14 protein-coding genes are annotated in these 20270 nt (G+C 58.2%); 9 read left to right on the top strand and 5 right to left on the bottom strand.

Annotation, left to right across the window (positions count from 1 at the left end):
* Positions 1–8 precede the first annotated feature (8 nt).
* Genes NQZ67_RS28850 through NQZ67_RS28840 form a run of 3 tightly spaced genes read left to right on the top strand, consistent with a single transcriptional unit; the run spans position 9 to position 3654 of the window.
* Entirely contained in the window at positions 9–1016 is a 1008-nt protein-coding gene (locus tag NQZ67_RS28850) for a FecCD family ABC transporter permease (protein ID WP_257452780.1), read from the top strand.
* Positions 1009–2031 carry a FecCD family ABC transporter permease gene (locus NQZ67_RS28845; RefSeq protein ID WP_306813132.1) on the top strand — a complete coding sequence of 341 codons (1023 nt, stop codon included), beginning with the start codon at positions 1009–1011 and terminating at the stop codon, positions 2029–2031. The genes NQZ67_RS28850 and NQZ67_RS28845 overlap by 8 nt, the downstream gene beginning before the upstream one ends.
* Before the next feature lie 21 nt (positions 2032–2052).
* A complete protein-coding gene (locus NQZ67_RS28840) occupies positions 2053–3654 on the top strand; it encodes an alpha/beta hydrolase (protein ID WP_257452778.1) in 1602 nt (533 codons plus the stop codon).
* Positions 3655–3790: 136 nt separating this feature from the next.
* On the opposite strand, the gene NQZ67_RS28835 is transcribed toward NQZ67_RS28840, so the two are convergent.
* The 3 genes from NQZ67_RS28835 to NQZ67_RS28825 all read right to left on the bottom strand — a co-directional run bounded on the left by NQZ67_RS28835 (position 3791) and on the right by NQZ67_RS28825 (position 8734).
* Complete coding sequence (locus tag NQZ67_RS28835) at positions 3791–5665, bottom strand: ABC transporter ATP-binding protein (protein ID WP_257452776.1); 1875 nt, start codon at positions 5663–5665, stop codon at positions 3791–3793.
* Positions 5662–7446: an ABC transporter ATP-binding protein gene (locus NQZ67_RS28830; protein WP_257452774.1), complete on the bottom strand. Its 1785-nt coding sequence runs from the start codon at positions 7444–7446 to the stop codon at positions 5662–5664. The genes NQZ67_RS28835 and NQZ67_RS28830 overlap by 4 nt, the downstream gene beginning before the upstream one ends.
* A 427-nt stretch (positions 7447–7873) precedes the next feature.
* Positions 7874–8734, bottom strand: a complete 861-nt coding sequence (locus tag NQZ67_RS28825; protein ID WP_257452772.1) for an aminoglycoside adenylyltransferase domain-containing protein — start codon at positions 8732–8734, stop codon at positions 7874–7876.
* 240 nt (positions 8735–8974) lie between these two features.
* Here NQZ67_RS28825 and NQZ67_RS28820 point away from each other — a divergent pair, with 240 nt between their 5' ends.
* On the top strand, positions 8975–9658 hold the full coding sequence (locus tag NQZ67_RS28820) for a TIGR00266 family protein (protein ID WP_257452770.1): 684 nt from the start codon (positions 8975–8977) through the stop codon (positions 9656–9658).
* A gap of 61 nt (positions 9659–9719) precedes the next feature.
* On the opposite strand, the gene NQZ67_RS28815 is transcribed toward NQZ67_RS28820, so the two are convergent.
* Positions 9720–10472 carry an exodeoxyribonuclease III gene (locus tag NQZ67_RS28815; protein WP_257452768.1) on the bottom strand — a complete coding sequence of 251 codons (753 nt, stop codon included), beginning with the start codon at positions 10470–10472 and terminating at the stop codon, positions 9720–9722.
* Positions 10473–10499: 27 nt separating this feature from the next.
* Positions 10500–11393: a DUF4190 domain-containing protein gene (locus tag NQZ67_RS28810; protein ID WP_257452766.1), complete on the bottom strand. Its 894-nt coding sequence runs from the start codon at positions 11391–11393 to the stop codon at positions 10500–10502.
* 52 nt (positions 11394–11445) lie between these two features.
* On the opposite strand from NQZ67_RS28810, the gene NQZ67_RS28805 reads away from it, so the two are divergent.
* From NQZ67_RS28805 to NQZ67_RS28785, 5 genes are all read left to right on the top strand, one after another.
* Entirely contained in the window at positions 11446–13203 is a 1758-nt protein-coding gene (locus tag NQZ67_RS28805; protein ID WP_257452765.1) for an ABC transporter ATP-binding protein, read from the top strand.
* Complete coding sequence (locus NQZ67_RS28800) at positions 13200–14963, top strand: ABC transporter ATP-binding protein (protein ID WP_257452764.1); 1764 nt, start codon at positions 13200–13202, stop codon at positions 14961–14963. The genes NQZ67_RS28805 and NQZ67_RS28800 overlap by 4 nt, the downstream gene beginning before the upstream one ends.
* A gap of 138 nt (positions 14964–15101) precedes the next feature.
* On the top strand, positions 15102–16991 hold the full coding sequence (locus NQZ67_RS28795; RefSeq protein ID WP_371825371.1) for an LTA synthase family protein: 1890 nt from the start codon (positions 15102–15104) through the stop codon (positions 16989–16991).
* A gap of 58 nt (positions 16992–17049) precedes the next feature.
* Complete coding sequence (locus NQZ67_RS28790; RefSeq protein WP_257452763.1) at positions 17050–18426, top strand: MATE family efflux transporter; 1377 nt, start codon at positions 17050–17052, stop codon at positions 18424–18426.
* Positions 18427–18504: 78 nt separating this feature from the next.
* Entirely contained in the window at positions 18505–19905 is a 1401-nt protein-coding gene (locus NQZ67_RS28785) for an aldehyde dehydrogenase (protein ID WP_257452762.1), read from the top strand.
* Positions 19906–20270: the final 365 nt, after the last annotated feature.

Below are 20270 nucleotides of genomic sequence, written 5' to 3'. Positions count from 1 at the left end.
GTGTTACTATGCGATTCAAACGTTCGCTGCCGGCCGTCATCCTCTGGATGACGCCGGCAGCCGCCATATGCATGATCTGCTTGTCCATCTCGTTCGGCGCGAAGGACATCTCCCTTCAAACGATATGGGAAGCGATCTTCCGGTTCGATCCGGATAACGTCGATCATCAAATCATACAAGTGTCCCGGCTGCCTCGCGCGATCGGGGCGCTGCTCATCGGGGCGTTCCTGGCCGTATCCGGCGCTCTCATGCAAGGCATGACGCGCAACTACTTGGCGTCTCCGTCCATCATGGGCGTATCGGACGGCTCGGTCTTTCTCGTGACGACCGCGATGATCTTCCTGCCGAGCGGGAGCTCCGTCAGCCTGATCGCACTCTCCATGGTCGGTTCGGCGATCGGAGCCGCGCTTGTATTCGGGATGGCCGCTCTTATCCCGAACGGGCTGTCGCCGGTGAAGCTCGCGATCCTGGGCACGATTATCGGCACCTTCCTGAGCGGCATGTCGGCCGCGCTGAGCAGCTACTATCAAATCTCGCAGGGCATCAGCTTCTGGTATAACGCGAGGCTGCATCAGGTCGATCCGGAGCTGCTTAAGCTGGCGATTCCGTTCGCGATCGTCGGTCTGGCTCTGGCCATCGCGTTATCGAAATCGATTACGGCGCTGGCGCTCGGCGACGAGGTGTCCGCGAGCTTAGGCCTACGGACGAAGCTCGTCAAAGCGATGGCGATCCTTGCCGTCGTCATCCTGACGGGCGTAGCTGTAGCGATCGCCGGGAAAATCGCGTTTATCGGCCTTATCATTCCGCATATCGCCCGGTATTTCACGGGCGTCGATTATCGCTGGGTCATTCCGGTATCCGGCGCGCTCGGCGCGTTGTTCCTGGCGCTGTGCGATCTGCTGTCGCGCTTCGTCAACCAGCCGTTCGAGACGCCGATCGGCGTCGTGACGGCTTTGTTCGGCGTTCCCTTCTTCCTATACCTGATCAAGACGAGAGGGGGAGGTAAGCATGCCTGAGCATTCCATGGCGAGAACGTGGACGGCGGCCGGCGCGTGTATGGCCGTCATTGCGGCCGGCTTTTACCTCAGCATTACAAACGGGATGTTCGACATGTCGATCGGCGAGGTGGCGAAGACACTGCTTGGAATGGGCTCAAGCCGGGAGCACGAGCTTGTCGTCTTCACATTCCGGCTGCCTCGCATCGTGCTAGCCATTCTTGTAGGCGCCGCGCTCGGCATGGCGGGCTCCGTCATCCAAGGGGTGACGCGCAACGGGCTGGCGGATCCCGGGATCCTCGGCATTAACGCGGGAGCGGGCTTGACCGTCGTCCTCTATATGTTTTTATTCCAAGGCACGGTGGAGCTGACGGGCTGGGCAGCGGTTATGGCGATGCCGATGTTCGGCATCGCGGGCGGATTGCTCGCGACCAGCCTCATCTATCTATTCGCCCGCGAGCAGGGCAGGCTGGACCCGCAGCGGCTTATTCTCGTCGGCATCGCCATCGCTTCGGGCTTCGGAGCTTTGACGATGTATGTATCGCTTAAGATGAACCCCAACGATTTCGAGATGGCGGCCGTCTGGCTGGCGGGCAGCATCTACAGCGCGAACTGGAAGTTCGTCGCCGCCATGGTTCCTTGGCTGGTCGTCATCCCGCCGCTGCTCTGGTGGCGGGCTCGGACGCTCGACGTGCTCCAGCTAGGGGAGCCTACCGCGACGGGGCTCGGCGCGGCGGTAGAACGCGAGAAGAACATGCTGCTGTTCGGCAGCATCGGGCTCGTCAGCGCCAGCGTCGCCGTATCGGGAAGCATCGGCTTCGTCGGCTTGATCGCGCCGCATATCGCGCGCAGGCTCGTAGGGCTGCGCCATCGGTCGAGCCTTCCGGTCAGCGGTCTCATCGGGGCCGCGATGGTCGTGCTCGGCGATTTTATAGGGAAGACGATATTCGCTCCGGCCGAGCTTGCGGTGGGCATCGTCATCTCGATTATAGGCGTGCCGTATTTCGTATATTTGTTGATTCGGTCAAAAAGCTAAAGAAGAGGAGTGGCTTGCGAAATGATGCATTTTGAGCGGATCGAACGGCTGGGCAGGAAGCTGCTTGTTTATTTGCCGCCCTCTTATCACGTCGATGAGAGCAGAGCTTTTCCCGTCGCGTACGTTCAGGACGGCGGCGAGCTGTTCGAGATGGTATCGAACCAGCTGGATCATCTGGTCCGGCAGGGCAGGCTGCAGGAGATCATTTACGTAGGAATCGCGCCTCATGATCGCAATGCGGAATATACGCCGTGGCCGGCGCCGGAGCTGTTCGCGGGTTATCCCGACTTCGGCGGTAGGGGGCGCGAATACGTGGACGAGGTGGCGGATCGTCTGAAGCCGCTCGTCGACGAGAGGTATCGAACGCTGCGGGGGCCGGAGAGCACGGCGATCATGGGCGGCTCCTTCGGCGGCTTGGTTTCTTTGTTTGCCGGCGTTTGGCGGCCGGACGTATTCGGTCGACTAGGCTTGTTGTCGGCTTCCTTCTGGTTCGAAGGCGTGCTTCCTTTCCTAAGGGAGCAGGCTGTGTTCGATAGGGGTATACGGGTATACATGTCGGTAGGCGATTGCGAGGGGATCTACAAGGACAATATCCAGCGGCATATGGTCCCTTATTCCATAGAAGCGGCGGATGTGCTGGTCCGTAGAGGAATTCCTGCGGAGCAGCTGCTGTTCGAGATGCGGGAGGGCGGCACGCATGATCACCTGTATATGGCGGAGAAGCTGCTAAAAGCGGCGGCTTGGCTGTTCCCCGTTGGGGTTGACGCAGGTGCGGTTCCACCGGCCAAAGTCGCGCCGGCTTGGGGTGCGCGGGAAATTTCCCGTTCCGGCATACCGGGATCCCGGGTATGGAAGATGCTAGCGAAGAAGACGGGCCGGGAATACCGGATTTCGGTTTGGCTGCCGGATGTAGAGCCGCCGTCCGACGGATTCTCCGTCTTGTATTCGCTTGACGCCAACGCGACGTTCGGCTCCCTGGCCGAGGCGATGCGGCTGCAGGGGCGCAAGCCGCATGGCATCGAGCCGCAGGCGATCGTCGGCATCGGCTACGATTCGGAGCAGCCGATCGTGACGGAGCCGCGCTTCTGCGACTATACGACGCCCGCAGATCCGTCGGAGCTGCCGGAGCGGCCGGACGGTTCGGCTTGGCCAAAGGTCGGCGGGGCGGATGCCTTCGCGGACTTTATCGAGGAGGAGCTGAAGCCGTTCATCGAATCGCTGGCGCCCATCAACCGTGCCCGGCAGTCTCTGTTCGGCCATTCGCTTGGCGGATTTTTTGCTCTGCATATGCTGTTCTCCCGGCCGGGAACCTACCATACCTATATCGCCGGCAGTCCTTCCATCTGGTGGAAGGATCGGCAGCTGATGAAGCGCTGGCCCGAGTTGGAGGAGCGGCTGCGCCGAGGAGCGATGGAGGCTTCCGTATTGATCGGTATCGGCGCCGGAGAGAAGCCGTCCATGATCGAGGATGCGGAGCGGCTGCACGAGCTGATGCTGCCTTATGACGGAGCGGGGCTTCGGCTGAGATTCCGCAAATTCGAGGACGAAGGCCATGTGTCCGTCTTGCATCCGCTTATTAGCGAAATGCTGCGATTTATTGGCCGCAAGGAAACGACGGTGTAAGAACGGAAACAAGCAGCGCGCAGGACGTTAGTGAACGTCGGCGCGCTGCTTGTTTTATTAGCCGTGCGGAAAGGGAAAGTCTGAAGGCCATGCCAGCTCAGCCGGACGATGGATTGGATTTTTTGGCGCGGCACAGTTAGGAGGCAGTAATCGCCGGTTCGGGGCGGTCGCCTTCCATCTGGCGCCACAGGCTCCCGTACACGCCAGACTCGGGGGCCAGAAGCTCGCCATGGGTGCCTTGCTCGACGATCTCGCCATTCTCCATGGCGATAATCGTATCGGCCTCCTGCACGGTGGAGAGGCGATGAGCGATAACAAGCAAAGCGCTGCCCCGCTGCTTGGCTCGCTTCAGAATGTTGTCCATGACGCGGCGTTCCGTCTCGGTATCCAGAGCGGACGTCGCCTCGTCGAGAATCCATACGGGCCGGTCCGCCAGCATTGCCCGTGCAATCGCGAGCCGCTGTCTCTGGCCGCCGCTTAACGAGCTTCCGTGCTCGGACAGCAGCGTATCGTAGCCGTCCGGAAGCGACTGGATGAAGGCATGCGCTTCCGCCGCGCGAGCGGCTTCGACCAGCTCCTCGTCGCTGGCTCCCGGCCTGGCCAGACGCAGGTTATCGCGAATCGTGCCCGCGAACAGATAAGGGTTCTGCGGCACGTAAGCCACGGATCTCCTGGCCTGTTCGGCGTCGCGGAGCGAGGAGGAGCCGCAAATCTCGACGATACCGCGCTGGGGGAACAACAGACCGGCGCCAAGCTTGGCAACCGTCGATTTGCCCGATCCGCTTGGCCCTACAATGGCAGTGAAGGAGGCTTGCCTTATGTCCAGATCGAATTGTTGCAGCAGCGGAGCCGCGGCGGGATCCGATGCCTCGGAGACGGGTGCGGCTTGCTCGGTCAGTTGGATGGAGGCGTGCTCCTCGTATTGGAACAGGATATTTTTCCATGAGAGGATAGGGATTCCCGGATGCAGCTCCTCGCTGACAGATGCGGGTATTCCATTGGGCTCGTTTCGGTCCGACGGCTCCTTGAGGGCTCTCCAAAGGGTGGCGAGCCGGGCCGCCGCTCCTTTCGCCTCCTGAGCTTCTCCCCATAGCCTGCCTAGATTTAGCAGAGGATTGTAGACTCTCCATACGAGCACGAAAAACGCCATCAGCGCGCCGAGCTGGATTTTATTTTGGACCGCGAGCCAGGCGACGAACAGAATGGTTCCCCACGCGATGAGCAGCGCCGACGTCACCGATAAGGTGTGCACCAGCTGCTGCCACCACATCCTCCGCATATACAGCGCGTTCAGCTTCCTCCGTTCGGCGACGAACCGTTCCGTCATCCAATCGCGCGCGTTATAGGCCCGAAGCATATCCATATTTTGCAGCGCGTCCTGCTGGGACTGCTTCACCGCGCTCTCTTGGTCGGCGACTTCCTTGGCGATCCGCGCGAGCCTGTGGCGAAGCAGATGGCTGCCAAGCAGGCTAAGAGGCATCAGAATCATGGCGCCAACGGCTACCTGCCAATGGAGAGTCAGCATGTATGCGCAGGCGAACAGCAGCAGCAGAATTTGGCTTCCCATATGGTTGAATATCGTAACGAGCAGCTGCGTGACCTTGTTCGAATCCCACATGATCCGCTGCGACAGATCGGCGGAATGGGAGGCGGAGGCGTTCTCCAGCGGGAGACGCTGCGCATGGTCCGCCAAATCCAGCGTGACGACGCGATGCAGGATGCTCATGTTATTTTGCCTCAAATAATGCCCCAGAAGGCCAAGCCCCGTAAGCGTCAGAAACACCACGTTAAAAGTAATGATGACTCCGCTCACCTTGTTAATGTCGCCGGCATCCAGCATATTGAAATAAAGCTCTAGGACGTACGGAATAATCATATCGATTCCCAGTTGGCACAGGCATAAAAAGATAGCGAGCGAAAACAGAAGCTTGCTGCTGCCGAGCTTGTTCCAAAGCAGCGGAATCAGCTCTCTGAGCCGCGGTTCGGCACTGATGGATGGCTCCTTCTTCATGAGGCTATTTCTCCTTCTTCGGTAAATTCGCCTGCCTGCACAAGCGCGGCGTATCGGCCTTGCAGGCTCATCAATTGCTCATGCGTGCCGGATTCGATGATTCGGCCGCTCTCCATGTAATGGATGCAGTCGGCGTCGCGCACGGTCGACAGGCGATGAGCGACGACGATGACGGTCCGGTCGCGCATGATCGAGCGCAGCGCCTCCTGCATAAGGGCTTCGGCGCCGGCATCCAAGGCGGAGGTCGGTTCGTCCAGGAGCAGAACGTCCGGGTTGCGGACGTAGGCGCGGGCAAGCGCGAGACGCTGCCTCTGGCCGCCGGACAGCCGGCCGCCGCCTTCGCCAAGCTTGTGGCCGTATCCGCCGGGTAGCGCCCCGATGAAATCGTGGGCATTCGCGAGGATGGCGGCTTGCCTCACTTCTTCGTCGCTCGCTTCCGGCTTGCCGATTCGGATATTGTCGGCGGCGCTGGCGTCCAAGATAGCGGCGTCTTGCGGGAGATAGGCGGCGGCTTGCCGGAAGCTCTCCCAGCTGCCGCCCGCGAGCTCGACGCCGCCGTAGCGGATGGAGCCGGCATCGACAGGGTGAAGGCCGAGCAGCAGCTTGAGCAGCGTGCTCTTCCCGCTGCCGCTCGGACCGACGATCGCGGTCGTCTTCCCTTGTTGGAACGTCGCGGTGACGCCGCGAAGGACCGGTTCATCGCCGTAGCGGAAGACGACATCGTCGAGCTGCAGATCGCCTCCTGCAGCAGGGAACGCAGTGAGTTTGTTACCTGATGAGGAGTGAGCAGCTGCGCTTTCGTCTTCGGAATCCTCGTCCGCCAGCTCGAGAACGCGGGCGGCATGGGCGATGGCGTCCTGCACCGCGGCCCATGTATTGGCGAGATGAGCAAGCGGGAACACGATCCGCTCGTACGACAGGATGAAGGCCGCGATGGAGCCGATGCCGAGCGTCCCTTGCGTCACCATCCAAGCGCCCATGCCCAGAATATAGGCCTGCCCTAATGAAAAACCGATGCCGACCGACGAATTCGTCAGATGGCGGAGCATATCCGTGCGCAGCCACTTGCGGCGGGTCGACTCCACGTCATGCTCCCAGCTGGCGTTGAAGGAGGCGCGAAGGCCGAAGCTGCGTGCCACCTCGGCTCCTTGCAGCTGATCGAGGAGGGCGGCGTCGGTTCTCGCCTGCAGCTCGTTCGTACGCTTCTGGTTATCGCGGATCGGCTTGCCCATGGCGTTGCTGAGCAGGGGGATCAACAAGGCGACGACGAGCGCTCCGGCCATGAGCTCCCATGTCAGCACGGTCAGGTACGCGAACAGGAAGACGATGGACAGGACGTTCTGCACGAGCTCCGGCAGCTTCTGGTTGATGCCGGTCTGCGCGCTAACGGCAGATTGGTTCAGCCTCTGCAGCTTGTCGCCGGTATGCCATTTGGCGTATTTGGCCAGCCGCATGACGAACAGCCGGCTTAGCACGTCCCGCTGCAAGTCCAGCGTCGTCAGGTTGGACAGCCGCTGCATGAGGAAGGCTTGCGCAAGCGCGATGACGACTTCGGCCGCGAAGACGGCGCCGAACCAGATGGCGGCTAGGCCGAGCGCGCCGCGGTCAAGCGCGTACGCGGCGTCGAACAGCCGGCGCATCGCTTCGGCCCATCCGACGGGCAGCAGGGAAGCGGCGAAAGCCATTGCGCTGACTCCGGCGTAGGACAGGCGGTGTTTTTTGGTGCGTTTTAACATGCGAAGAAGAATGGATAAGGAACCCGATGGGGAAGACGTATTCAATGCGGCACCTCCGACGTATATTCTCTACTCCTAATGGTGCCACATAATGGAAGGCGCTTACAGATGCTCGAGTTTGATGCGGACTCGGTCTCGAGACGGATATGGACGGGTGCGAGTCGGACGCGGGGGATATTGGATCGGGCGTTTCGGATCGGTGACTGAACCGGATAAGCGTGCCAGAAACGTCTAAATGCGCGAGAACGGCGGAGGAGAGTGCGATAAGCGTGCCAGGGACGTCTAAATGCCCCAGAGTAGCGGGAACGAAATTAATAGCGGACCGAGAGTCGTCTAAATGCGCCAAAAGAGCGGGAACGAGGTAAATAGAGGACCGAGAGTCGTTTCGTTCAAACGCGCCAAGCTGCGGAGGCAAGCGAAGCCAAAGCTAAGCTCGGCCGCCGCGGGCCTGGGAGCATGAATGCCCCAGGCTTTACGCGGACCGCGTGAGCGAAAGCGGACACGAAGTGAGCATCGTCGCCCGCAGCTCGTTCCAGCTCTCGGGAGGGCAGTGGAATCCGGAGCGCGAGCCGCCATACACCTCGATGGATGCGAGCAAAATCTTGCTTAGCTTCTCGGGCAATCGTTTTGCCGCCCACTCCGCCGCCTCGGTTTTCGTGAAGAAGATGCCGTGCTCCTGATAGGACCAGATTCGGGCCAACGTCAGAATGCCTTGAGCTTCGTCCTCCTGAACCGTGAGGCACGCGTCTCCTTCGGCAGCTGTCATCAGGCTCTCGGCTCCGCTTCGGATCGACTCCCAGAAGTCGGCTTCCGGGACGGCTGGGAACAGCTCGCCCGCGGCCGGGCCATGCAGCGTTACGCCGAACTGCTTCGCGAGCGAGACATGGCAGGCGAGGTCGATATCCGTCCGTTCGCCTTCGTAATCCCAGAAGCTCGCGTCGTCCCAATACGCCATGTCGGCATAACGCTTGCGCCAGTAATCGCTGAAGTGGAATTGATACGGAGCCGGATGCTTCCATTCCAGCAGGTCGTCCTGCAGCATAATGCTCACTTCGATGGGAGCCGGCGTTCTATGGAAGCCGAGGAACGCGACCATCAGCTGGAATCTCTCCTGCACGGTCAGCGGACGGTTAACGACCATCAGCAGATCCAGATCGCTTCGTCCTTCATGGAATGCCCCCAGGCACAACGAGCCGTGAACGTAAACCCCTACCAGCGCCTCCTTCAAATAGTCCATTGCATACTGCTTGGCGAGAAGCGCCTGACGAACAACGTCCTGCGGGCCGTCCTCCCAATGTAGCCCTTTAATTAAACCTTTGTGTAACTCTTGCATGATGTGAATCTCCTCTTTCGTTTTCAGTGGAATTATTTTCAATCGCTAAACTGAACTTTAAGGCATGCGGGGGCTAGGCGCCAAGTGAAACAAAAGCTATAATCAATCTCTACCTTGTCCTTCCAGCGGATAGGAGGTACATTATTAAATGAATACACACGTTCGGTTATTTTCGGTATACTGGGAATATATTTTAACGAGTAAAGAACGATACATAACGACTTGAGGAGGCCACGTAAGATGCAATACGAGCTGTTGAATCAAGGAGCGTTCGCGATGCTGCGGCTGCGGCTGCAGCAGGGAGAGCGGGTCAAAGCGGAATCCGGGGCGATGGTATCGATGTCTCCGACTCTGGAATTGAAAGGCACGACGGACGGCGGCGTCCTCAAGGGAATCGGCCGCATGCTAAGCGGCGAAAGCTTCTTCTTCCAGGAAGTCAATGCGGCAAGAGGCGGAGGCGAGTTGATGCTGGCGCCCAAGTCGCTCGGGGATATCCGGGCGGTCGAGCTCGACGGCAGCTACACGCTGCTTGTGCAGAAGGACGGATTCCTGGCGGGCACCGGCGGCATCGAGGTGAATACGAAGATGCAGAACCTGAGCAAAGGCATCTTCTCAGGCGAAGGATTTTTTGTCGTGGAGATCAGCGGCCGCGGCACGGTGTTCCTCTCCTCCTTCGGCGCCATTCACGAAGTGAAGCTCGGACCCGGCGAGGAGGTCGTTATCGATAACGGGCATCTGGTCGCATGGCCGAGCCATATGTCGTACGGCATCGAGAAGTCGTCCAAGGGCTGGGTATCCAGCTGGAAGAGCGGAGAGATGCTCGTCTGCCGTTTCCGGGGCGAAGGCACGATCCTGATCCAGAGCCGCAACCCCGCGAACTTCGGCAGCTGGCTCCGCAGGTTCATCCCGACCTCCTCGAGCTAATCGAGCCAATAAAATAGCCCATTCGAGGGGCACGCGCGGTGCCGCCCGAATGGGCTAAAGATTATGATAGCGTAAGCGTAACCGGGCAATGATCGCTTCCCATTACGCCGGGTTCGATGCCGGCGTCCGCGATGCGTTCCGCCAGCCGGGACGATACCAGGAAGTAGTCGATGCGCCATCCGATGTTCCGCTCGCGCACCTTGGGCATGAACGACCACCACGTGTAGGCGTCCGTCCGGTCCGGATGGAGGTGGCGGAACGAATCGACGAAGCCCGACTCCAGCAGCTTGGTCATGCAGCCGCGTTCTTCGGCGGTGAAGCCGGAGTTGCCGTGATTGGACTTCGCGTTTTTGAGGTCGATCTCCTGATGAGCGACGTTCAAATCCCCGCATACGACAACGGGCTTGACGGCGTCGAGACTCTTCAGGTAATCGAGGAACCGGCATTCCCATTCGAGCCGAAAGTCCAGACGCGACAGGTCGCGCCGGGCATTCGGCGTATATACGTTCACAAGGTAAAACGATTCGAATTCCAGCGTAATGACGCGGCCTTCGGGTTCATCGTCCGTCTCCAGTCCGTAACGGACGGAGAGAGGCTCGATTCTCGAGAATATGGCGGTACCGGAGTACCCTTTCTTCTCGGCATAATTCCAATATTGGCGGTAGCCCTCCAGCTGCAGATCGAGCTGGCCAGCTTGAAGCTTGGTCTCCTGGAGACAGAAGAGGTCCGCGCCGCTGGCATGGAAGTAGTCGAGGAAGCCTTTGTTCACGCAAGCGCGAAGTCCGTTAACGTTCCAGGATATAAGCTTGGTCATAAGAATAGATAACTCCTAATTAGAACTCTAGTAATAAAAATTGTTGTTGTAGCCGCTTCCTTCACTGAAGCCGATAATGAGAAAGACGATGAAGATAATGGCGATCAAGCCCCAGAACAGCGTGCCGAGGATGCTGGTAATCAAGCCGCCGATGGCCATTCCGCGTCCTTGCTCGCCGGTTTTTTTCAATTCCTTGAAGGATAGGGCGCCGAAGATAATGCCGACAATACCAATCAGGAAGCCGATGTACGGAACGATAAGCGACAAGATGCCAAGCACCAGCGTCACGATCGACTTGCTGTTCGTTTTGGCCGGCTGGTTGTACGGCGGATACGGCGGAGGCGATTGGAAGCCGCCGCTATTGCCTGGATAGGAGCCGTTCTGCTGCATATATGGAGCCTGGCCCTGCGGGTAAGGAGCTTGCCCTTGCTGGTATGGCGCTTGTCCTTGCGGATAAGGCTGCTGTCCCGCGTAAGGCGGTTGACCTCCCGGTTGCTGCGGATATGGAGCATGCTGCGGATGAGGCGCCGTGTAAGGCGGCTGTCCGTACGCTTGCTGCGGTGTAGGAGGCTGCTGGCTGAACGATTGCTCCCGAACCGGCTGATGAGGGGCTTTCGAATGGTCATGGAAATCATGATCGTCGGATGCCTGTTCTTGGGCCGGAGAAGGGTCGAACTGTTCGCTCGCATGCCTCGAATCGGCGTTCTGCGATGCCTGCGGGGCCGTATCTTGAGGAGCCGATTCATTCGCGCGGTTATCCGGCGAATAGGAATCCTGCGAGCCGCCGCTTGGCTCGTTGTTACCGCTGTTGTTGTTATTGTCGTCGAAAGAGCTCAGGGTCGTTACCTCCTTATAATCGTCTTGCTTCTTAGGCGAACTCTGTCGAAGTAGCGCCCAATCTGTAAAAATCATATCAGACATGTCTAATGCTTACAACCGAAGAATGTTCCGCTTTGGCGGGGAAAGGAAACTCATGAACAAGCAAGCCGGCACGCCAAGCGTCAATCATCGTTACAGTATGTTACGCAGTTATTTGCTTCCTCAGAAGTCTTCCTTGATTTTGCTGACCATCCTTTTGTTCGTATCCATCGGTCTGCAGCTGGTGAACCCTCAGATCATCCGCTATTTCATCGACACGGCCCAATCGGACAAACCGCTCGAGCTTCTGCTGTATGCCGCCCTGATCTTCATCGGCTTTTCCCTCGTCGGGCAGGTCATTAACGTCGTAGCGACTTACGTCAGCGAGAACTTGGCCTGGCGCACGACGAACAAGCTTAGAGGTGATCTCGCGGAGCATTGCCTGAAGCTGGATATGACGTTCCACAAGTCCAATACGTCGGGCTCCCTGATCGAGAGAGTGGACGGAGACGTGAACGCGCTCGCCAACTTTTTCTCAAGCTTCCTTATTCACTTGGCGGGCAACCTGATTTTGATGATCGGTATTATCGTGCTTCTTTTCCGCGAAAATATTTGGATCGGAGCAGGCATGCTGGTGTTTGTTTTCTTCGCCATGTACGTCATTCAATGGATCCGCAAATTCGCGGCTCCGGTCTGGCAGGATTGGCGCGGCGTCAACGCGGAATTTTACGGCTTCATCGGCGAACATCTGGAGGGGACCGAGGATACGCGCGCCAATGGCGCTTCCGGGTTCGTCATGCGCCGCTTCTATTCGCTGCTAAGGCGGATGCTGCCGCTGCGGAAGAAGGCGTTCCTGGGCTTCGCCTCGATGTGGATCACGACGATCATCGTTTTCGCGCTCGGCAATGCGATGGCTTTCGCCATCAGCGCGTTCCTGTGGAAGTCGGGCAGTGTTACGATCGGCACGGTGTACCTGATCTTCTTCTATACGGAGCTGCTCGCGAAGCCCATCGAGAAGATTCGGACGCAGATCGAAGATTTGCAGAAAGCGGACGCCAGCATGCAGCGAATTCGAGAGCTGTTCGGACTGCAGCCGAAAATTCAGGACGGCCAAGGCGTTCCTCTGCCGGATGGACCGCTGGCGCTTCATATCGATTCGGTAACGTTCGGCTACGACGAGAAACCGACTTTGCAGGGAATCGACATCGAATTGAAGCCGGGCGAGGTGCTTGGTCTTCTCGGAAGGACGGGCAGCGGGAAAACGACGATCGGCCGGCTGCTGCTCCGCTTCTACGATCCGCAGCAGGGCAGCGTCAAGCTTAGCGGTATAGATATCCGCGACTGCAAGCTGGCGGAAGTGCGGGATAAGGTCGCTCTGGTGACGCAAAATATCGAAATCATGCAAGGCACCGTGCGCGACAACCTGACCTTCTATAATAGAAGCATTCCGGATGAAGCGATCGAGGAAGTCCTTCGCGGGCTTGGTCTTAAGGAGTGGTTCGATTCGCTGCCCGACGGATTGAATACCAGGCTGGATTCGGGAGGCGGGAGCCTCTCGGCCGGCGAAGCGCAGCTGCTAGCCTTCGCCCGGGTGTTCTTGAACGATCCGGGGCTTGTCATTCTGGACGAAGCGTCCTCGCGCCTGGATCCGCTGACGGAGCATCGCCTCGAGAAGGCGGTCGACAAGCTGCTGGAGGAGCGCACCTGCGTCATTATCGCGCATCGGCTCGCGACGATTCAGCGCGCGGACCGGATCGTCATTCTCGAGCAGGGACGCATCGTGGAAGCGGGAGAACGGACGAAGCTGGCAAGCGACCCGGAGTCGAGGTTCAGCCGCATGCTTGCGGCAGGGCTAGAGGAGGTGACGGCATGAACCCGTTCCAATATATGATGCGGCTGATCGGATACCGCAAGGGCTGGTATATCGCGAACGCGATAATGTGGACGATCATTTATTTGATGCCGATCTTTCCCGGTCTGATAACGAAGGCGTTCTTCGATTCGCTCGAATTCAATAGCGCTGTAGGTATCGGAACCGGCATGCTTGTCGCGCTGCTCGTCGGCGCGGCGCTGGCCAGAAGCGCGACCATTTGGATCGGCTTCATCACCGACGTCAACTTTCGGTTCCGAATGGGCATGCTTCTTCGGCGCAACTTGCTCGAGCACGTGCTGAAGGAGCCCGGCGCCAAAGCGATTCCGTGCTCGCCTGGTGAAGCGATCAGCTATTTCCGGGACGATGTCGATCAGTCGGAGGAAGCGGTGAGCTGGTCGGTCGACGTATTCGGGATGACATGCTTCGCTATCGTGTCCTGCATTATTTTGATTCGAATCGACGCGCAAATGACGCTGCTCGTATTCCTGCCGCTCGTCCTGGTCGTCATAGCGGCTCAGCTCGCGACAACAAAGCTTCAGAAATACCGCTCCGCCAGCCGGGAGGCGACCTCCCAAGTGACCGGGGCGATCAGCGACATGTTCGGCAACGTGCAGGCTATTCAGGTGGCTGGCGCGGAGAAACGGGTCGTGGACCGGTTCAGGGATCTGAACGACACGCGCCGCAAGACGATGCTGAAGGATAAGCTGATGACCGAGGGTCTGGATTCGATTTTCTCCAATACGGTCAATCTGGGGACGGGATTGATTCTTCTGCTGGCGGGGTCGAAAATGCGCGGCGGAGATTTTGCGGTTGGCGACTTCGCGCTGTTCGTTTATTATTTGACGTTCGTGACGCAGTTCATATCGAACTTCGGCAAATTTCTGACCTACTACAAGCAGATGGGCGTCGCGTTCTCGCGATTGACCGAGCTGCTGCAAGGAGCGCCGGCGCGCGTGCTCACGGTGTTCAAGCCGCTCCATCTGAAGAAGAAGGATGCAGAGATGCGGGAGCAGGCGGAGAAGCTGCAAACGGAAGAGCAGCTGCAGTCGCTTGAAGCGTCGGGCTTAACCTATCGCTATCCGGAGACGGGGAGGGGCGTAGAGTCCATCAGCCTCGAGCTTCGAAGAGGAACGTTCACCGTCATTACAGGGCCGATCGGCTCCGGGAAGACAACGCTCGTCCGGACATTGCTAGGGCTGCTGCCGATGGACAGCGGCACGGTTCGCTGGAACGAAGAGGTCGTTACGGATCCCGGTTCGTTCTTCGTTCCGCCTAGAAGCGCTTATACGGCGCAGGTGCCGAGATTATATAGCGACAGTTTGAAGGAGAACATCCTGTTAGGCCGCGCGGATTCGGAGGAGGAACTTGCGCAAGCCGTCCATACGGCCGTGATGGACGAGGATCTGAAGCAGCTTCCGCTCGGACTCGAGACCATGATCGGGCCGCGCGGCGTCAAGCTGTCCGGCGGACAGGCGCAGCGCACGGCCGCGGCGCGCATGCTCGTACGCGACGCGGAGTTGTATGTGTTCGACGATTTGTCGAGCGCGCTCGACGTCGAGACCGAGCAGAAGCTGTGGGCGCGCTTGTTCGAGGAGCGGGGAGACGCGACATGCCTCGTTGTCTCCCATCGCAAAGCGGCGCTCGCCAAAGCCGACCACATCATCGTGCTGAAGGACGGCCGCGTGGAAGCGGAGGGCACGATGCAGTCGCTCCTCGCCTCGAGCGAATCGTTCCGTCGTCTGTGGCAGGGCGACGAATAGAGATAGAATGTCTATTGTTCCCTATTTATTTATTCGACAGAATACGTTAATATGAAGTTAACATTTCTGCAGCGTGCGACCGTCGTTTGTCGACGGTTTTTCTTTTGGGCTAAAGTAAATAAAGGGGAGTGAGAGCTAGTGAATGCTATCATGAATCAATACCGTAAATCGCCGTTCTGGGCGACTTTTATTCTGATTATGTTGAAGATGGCGCTGTTCCGCAGCTTTACCTTCGAAGAGGTGCAGATCAGCAGGCTGCTGTCCGATGCCGCGGCCGTGCTCGTCGTGCTCTGCGTGCTGGAGCTGATCTCTTCGGCGCGCTGGAAGACGGCGGTCATGAGTATTGGCAATGGCATCATGTCGTTGATCCTATTCGCGTGTTCGGTCTACTTTTCATTCTTCGGCAGCATTCCTTCGTATACGGCGCTGCACGGGCTTGATCAGGTCGGCCAAGTGAAGGAGAGCGTGGAGTCCGCGATCAGCCTGAAGTTTTTCTTGTTGTTCCTGGACCTGGCCGTATTGCTCATCTTGTATTTGGTTACGTTAAGAAGCAAAGCGGACAAGCCGCGAAGCCAGCCTGCCGCGAAGCCGCTGTATGTTGGCATTGCGCTGATCGTCGCGCTGGGCGCCTCGTTCCTGTATATCCGCACCGACCTCGATATTCCGAACGAGCTTGTTCAAGCGGAGCGACTGGGCGTTCTGAATTACCAAGTCGCCATCGCGATTAACGAGAGCAAAGAAAACAGCGCGATTAGAAACGGCTCGACGGATGAGACGAGAGAAACGCTGGAGGATCTGGAGCAAAGCTTCAACGGAGAAGATACAGGCGTTATAGAAGCAGGAACGCCGAAGTTCTTCGGAGCGGCCAAAGGCAAGAATGTTATCGTGATCCAGCTGGAATCGTTCCAGAATCTGATGATCGGCCTGGAAGTGGACGGTCAAGAAGTTACGCCGGTGCTCAATGATCTGATCGAGAACGGAAGCTTCTACTTCCCGAAAGTATTCCAACAGATCGGTCAGGGCAACACGTCCGACGCCGAATTCATCAGCAACACGGGTATTTATCCGACGGGCACTATCGCGATGTCCAAAGGCTACGGCGACCGGGAAATCCCGTCGATGCCGAGATTGCTCGCCAAGCAGAACTACGTTTCGAACACGTTCCACGTCAACGACGTCACGTTCTGGGACCGCAATAAGCTTTATCCTGCGCTAGGCTTCACGAAATATTATGACAAGCCGTCGTTCGTGAACGATGAGTTCAACGGCTTCGGCGCTTCCGACGAAGAGATGTACCGCGTCGGCCTGGAGAAGCTGACCGAGCTGCACAAGCAAGGCCAGCCGTTCTATGCGCAGTTCGTGACGACCTCCAGCCACCATCCGTTCTGGGTGAAGAAGGAGTTCCTGAACATCAACGTGCCGCAGCGGCTGAGCGGCAAGCAGCTGGGCCATTACGTGGCGGCAACCAACTATACCGATAAAGCGCTGGGCGAATTCATCGAGAACTTGAAGGCGAACGGCATGTGGGAAGATACGATTCTCGTCGTATACGGCGACCATATGGGCCTTCAAACCAAAGATAACGACGCCGCTTGGGTGGAAGAAGTGCTCGGCGTCAAATACCAAGAAAACATCAGCCGCTTCAACATTCCGTTCCTTGTCCACGTGCCAGGGGTTGAAGGAATGACGGTCGACGGCGTCGGCGGACAAGTCGATATGATGCCGACCGTAGCGAACTTGCTTGGCATTTCGCTCGAGAACGAAGGGTATACGGTCTTCGGCAAGGATCTTCTGAACACAACCAAAAACGTAGTCGGTATGCGTTACTACATGCCAACAGGCTCGTTCTTCAACGACGATATCATGTTCGTGCCGGGCAAAGGCTTCGACGACGGCACGGCAATCGATTTGGAAACATTCGAGCCGGTTGAAGATTTCAGCAAGTATCGCGAGGACTATGATTATATTCTAGAACTGATGAAGCTTTCGGACGGATATATGAAGCTGTTGCCGAAGCGGACGGAATAGATCAAACAGAGCACCCTCCTGATCAGGAGGGTGTTCTTCTATAGGAAGGGGCTGCAGCATGTTTCATGCGGAAAGCTGGGGAGCCAAGGTGAAGCTCTTCATGCACATTTTATGGCCGATTATGGTCACGCAGGTAGGACTCTATGCGATGAATCTTGCCGACACGATCATGTCGGGGCGCGTAAGCAGCGAGGATCTCGTCGGAGTGAGCATGGGATCGGGGATCTGGATGCCGATCATTACGGGCATTAACGGCATATTGTTAGCCGTGACGCCGATCGTCTCGCAGCTGATGGGCAGCGGGCAGCGCGAAGGAATCGCGCGGGCGATCAGCCAAGCGTTGTATGTCTCCGTTTTGATCGCGCTTGTCGTGGCCGGTATCGGCGCCGTTGCTTTTTTGCCTTTATTAGAGTACATGGGCCTTACGCCAAAGGTTGAATATATCGCGCATCAATATTTGCTGGCGCTCCTCATCGGCATTATCCCGTTATTCGCATCGAACGTGCTGCGGTATTTTTTCGACGCGCAAGGCTTCACGCGCATCTCCATGTACATTACTTTGCTGGCTGTGCCATTTAACGTGCTTTTGAACTATTGCCTGATCTTCGGCAAGCTCGGATTCCCCGCGCTGGGCGGAATCGGAGCGGGCTATGCGACGGCGGTCACCTATTGGCTCGTGCTGCTGGTCAGCATCGCAACGACGTTCAAAGTCGAGGCGATGCGTTCATACCGGCTGTTCAGAGAGTGGGCCGTTCCGTCGTGGAAGGCATGGAAGGAGCTATTCGTGATCGGCATTCCTATCGGGCTGAGCATCTTTTTCGAGGTTGGCATTTTTTCGGTCGTAACGTTGATGGTCGGCTCAATGTTCGCGACGGAGGTTGCGGCCGGACACCAAATCGCGCTTAGCTTCTCGTCGCTGATCTTCATGATCCCGCTTAGCATATCGATGGCGCTTACGATCGTCGTTGGTTATTCGGTCGGAGGGGAGCGGCTTCAGCATGCGAGGCAATACGCGAGGCTGGGCGTCGGCGGCGGAGTCGGCTTTATGGCGCTGTGCGCCGTCGTGCTGTATTACGTCCGCGTGCCGATCGCGGAGCTTTACACGCAGGAGCCGGAGGTAGCCGCGCTTGCGGCGCAGTTTTTGATTTTTGCGATCTTCTATCAAATATCGGACGCGGCACAGGCGTCGCTACTCGGGGTGCTGCGCGGATACAAGGATGTCAGGCTGCCGTTCGTCATCGCCTTCGTCTCGTATTGGATTATTGGAATTCCGGCGGGATACTTGCTGTCTGCGTTTACGGAGCTTCGGGCGTTCGGATTTTGGGTCGGCATCATTATCGGCTTGACCTGCGCGGCGGCCGGGTTTTTCCTCCGCTTGTTGAAGGTGCAGCGCGGCTTGAAGGGCGGGGCTCAGGGCTTGGCCGAAGCGAAGTAACGCTGGGGAGAGGAAATCGGCAGACGGCGCAGAACTAGAAGTCATATCGTCAAGAAAACAGGCTGGAGGGCTCCGTATATGATAACGAAAGAGAATGTCATGGACATGCTGGAGGAGCATCGCGGCTTCTTCCGACAGGGGAAAACGGCGGATGCCTCGTTCCGTCTTGAGCAGCTAAGGAAGCTGAAGGAAGGCATCCGGCGCTACGAGAAGGAGCTGCTGGAGGCGCTGCGCCTTGATCTGGGCAAGAGCGAGGCGGAAGCGTACGCCTCGGAGGTCGGGATTGTGCTTGGCAGCATCACGCAGATGTCGAAGAAGCTGAGAAGCTGGATGAAGCCCCGCAGAACGCGGACGCCATTGCAGTTATTCGGCACGAGCAGCCAAATTCGGCTCGAGCCGTACGGAACGGTGCTCGTCATCGGTCCGTTCAATTATCCGGTGCAGCTTGTGCTGGAGCCGCTGATCGGGGCAATCGCCGCGGGCAATTGCGCCGTGATCAAGCCGTCGGAGAGCGTGCCTCATGTGTCGGCCGTCATCAGCCGGCTTATCGCGGATACGTTCGAGCCGGCTTTTGTCCGGGTCGTGGAAGGGGAGAAAGAGACGACTTCCGCCTTGATTCACGCGCCGTTCGACTATATTTTCTTCACCGGCAGCACGGGCGTTGGACGGATTGTCATGGAAGCTGCAGCCAAAAACCTGGTGCCGGTTACCCTGGAGCTGGGCGGCAAAAGTCCGGTCATCGTGGACGGGACGGCGAACATCGGGTTGGCGGCGAAACGCATCGCGTGGGGGAAGCTGATGAACGCGGGGCAGACCTGCATCGCCCCCGATTACGTGCTTGTCCATGAATCGGTGAAGGAGCCGCTTGCGCGTAAGCTGAAGGAGACGATCGGGAGCTTTTACGGGGATGATCCTAGCGCAAGCAGCGAATACGGCCGGATCGTGAACGCTCGTCAGTTCGACCGTCTGGCGGCCATCCTGGAGGCCGAACGAGAGCGCATCGTGCACGGGGGACGCAATGATCGTGACGACCTGTATATCGAGCCGACTCTTCTTGATCTAGGCCGCGTGTCGGAGCAAGCCGCGAACTCGGCTGCGATGGAAGACGAGCTGTTCGGTCCGATTCTCCCCCTTATCGGTTACGAACGGTTGGACGATGCGATCGAGTGGATACGGAACCGCCCGAAGCCGCTTGCGCTGTACGTCTTCTCGGAGGAGCGGTCCGTTCAGGAGCGCGTCCTCGGGACATTGTCGTTCGGAGGCGGCTGCGTCAACGATACGCTCTCCCACATCATCAACCCGCATCTTCCTTTCGGCGGGGTCGGACCCTCGGGCATCGGGGCCTATCACGGCAAACACAGCTTCGAGCTGTTCTCCCACCGGAAGAGCGTGCTGAAGCGCAGCACGCGGTTCGAGACGGGCATGCTGTTCCCGCCTTACGGCGACAAGCTGAAGTGGATCCGCAAGGTGCTCAAGTGAGCGTAAAAAAGAAAGAGAAGCGATAGTTGCGAGTATAGATGAGTTTTGGACAAATGAAGGCTCGAGCGCGAGGTCCGGGAAAATGGCGGACGCAGCGGCTCGAGCCTTTTTTTGGTCGATGGCGCGGCTTGTGTGTCTTGTGTGACCGACACAAGCGGTTCGACTGGTGCGAATGGTGTGTCTAGTGGGCCAAGGTGCGACCGTTGCGATTAACGGATAAAATAACGTTATTTCCGCGGCAGGGATGACGTACAATAAGTTGTGTACCAACATTTGGAGTCTTTCCAAGACACAAAAAAGTAGAGTATCCTCGGGGTTACCACGCCACCAAGAAGGGACTCTACTCGATGACAATCATACCAGAA

This window comes from Paenibacillus soyae (genome assembly GCF_024623455.1).
Lineage (GTDB): Bacteria > Bacillota > Bacilli > Paenibacillales > Paenibacillaceae > Pristimantibacillus > Pristimantibacillus soyae.
The sequence above is the reverse complement of the archived record's forward strand: the minus strand, read 5'-3'. Positions and strand labels throughout refer to the sequence as shown.

Bases quoted from the DNA above. Each gene is read 5' to 3' on its own strand.
- NQZ67_RS28810 (WP_257452766.1), bottom strand. From the start codon at position 11,393: ATGTCTGATATGATTTTTACAGATTGGGCGCTACTTCGACAGAGTTCG.
- NQZ67_RS28825 (WP_257452772.1), bottom strand. From the start codon at position 8,734: ATGCAAGAGTTACACAAAGGTTTAATTAAAGGGCTACATTGGGAGGAC.
- NQZ67_RS28850 (WP_257452780.1), top strand. From the start codon at position 9: ATGCGATTCAAACGTTCGCTGCCGGCCGTCATCCTCTGGATGACGCCG.
- NQZ67_RS28800 (WP_257452764.1), top strand. From the start codon at position 13,200: ATGAACCCGTTCCAATATATGATGCGGCTGATCGGATACCGCAAGGGC.
- NQZ67_RS28790 (WP_257452763.1), top strand. From the start codon at position 17,050: ATGTTTCATGCGGAAAGCTGGGGAGCCAAGGTGAAGCTCTTCATGCAC.
- NQZ67_RS28840 (WP_257452778.1), top strand. From the start codon at position 2,053: ATGATGCATTTTGAGCGGATCGAACGGCTGGGCAGGAAGCTGCTTGTT.
- NQZ67_RS28785 (WP_257452762.1), top strand. From the start codon at position 18,505: ATGATAACGAAAGAGAATGTCATGGACATGCTGGAGGAGCATCGCGGC.
- NQZ67_RS28835 (WP_257452776.1), bottom strand. From the start codon at position 5,665: ATGAAGAAGGAGCCATCCATCAGTGCCGAACCGCGGCTCAGAGAGCTG.
- NQZ67_RS28815 (WP_257452768.1), bottom strand. From the start codon at position 10,472: ATGACCAAGCTTATATCCTGGAACGTTAACGGACTTCGCGCTTGCGTG.
- NQZ67_RS28845 (WP_306813132.1), top strand. From the start codon at position 1,009: ATGCCTGAGCATTCCATGGCGAGAACGTGGACGGCGGCCGGCGCGTGT.
- NQZ67_RS28805 (WP_257452765.1), top strand. From the start codon at position 11,446: ATGAACAAGCAAGCCGGCACGCCAAGCGTCAATCATCGTTACAGTATG.
- NQZ67_RS28820 (WP_257452770.1), top strand. From the start codon at position 8,975: ATGCAATACGAGCTGTTGAATCAAGGAGCGTTCGCGATGCTGCGGCTG.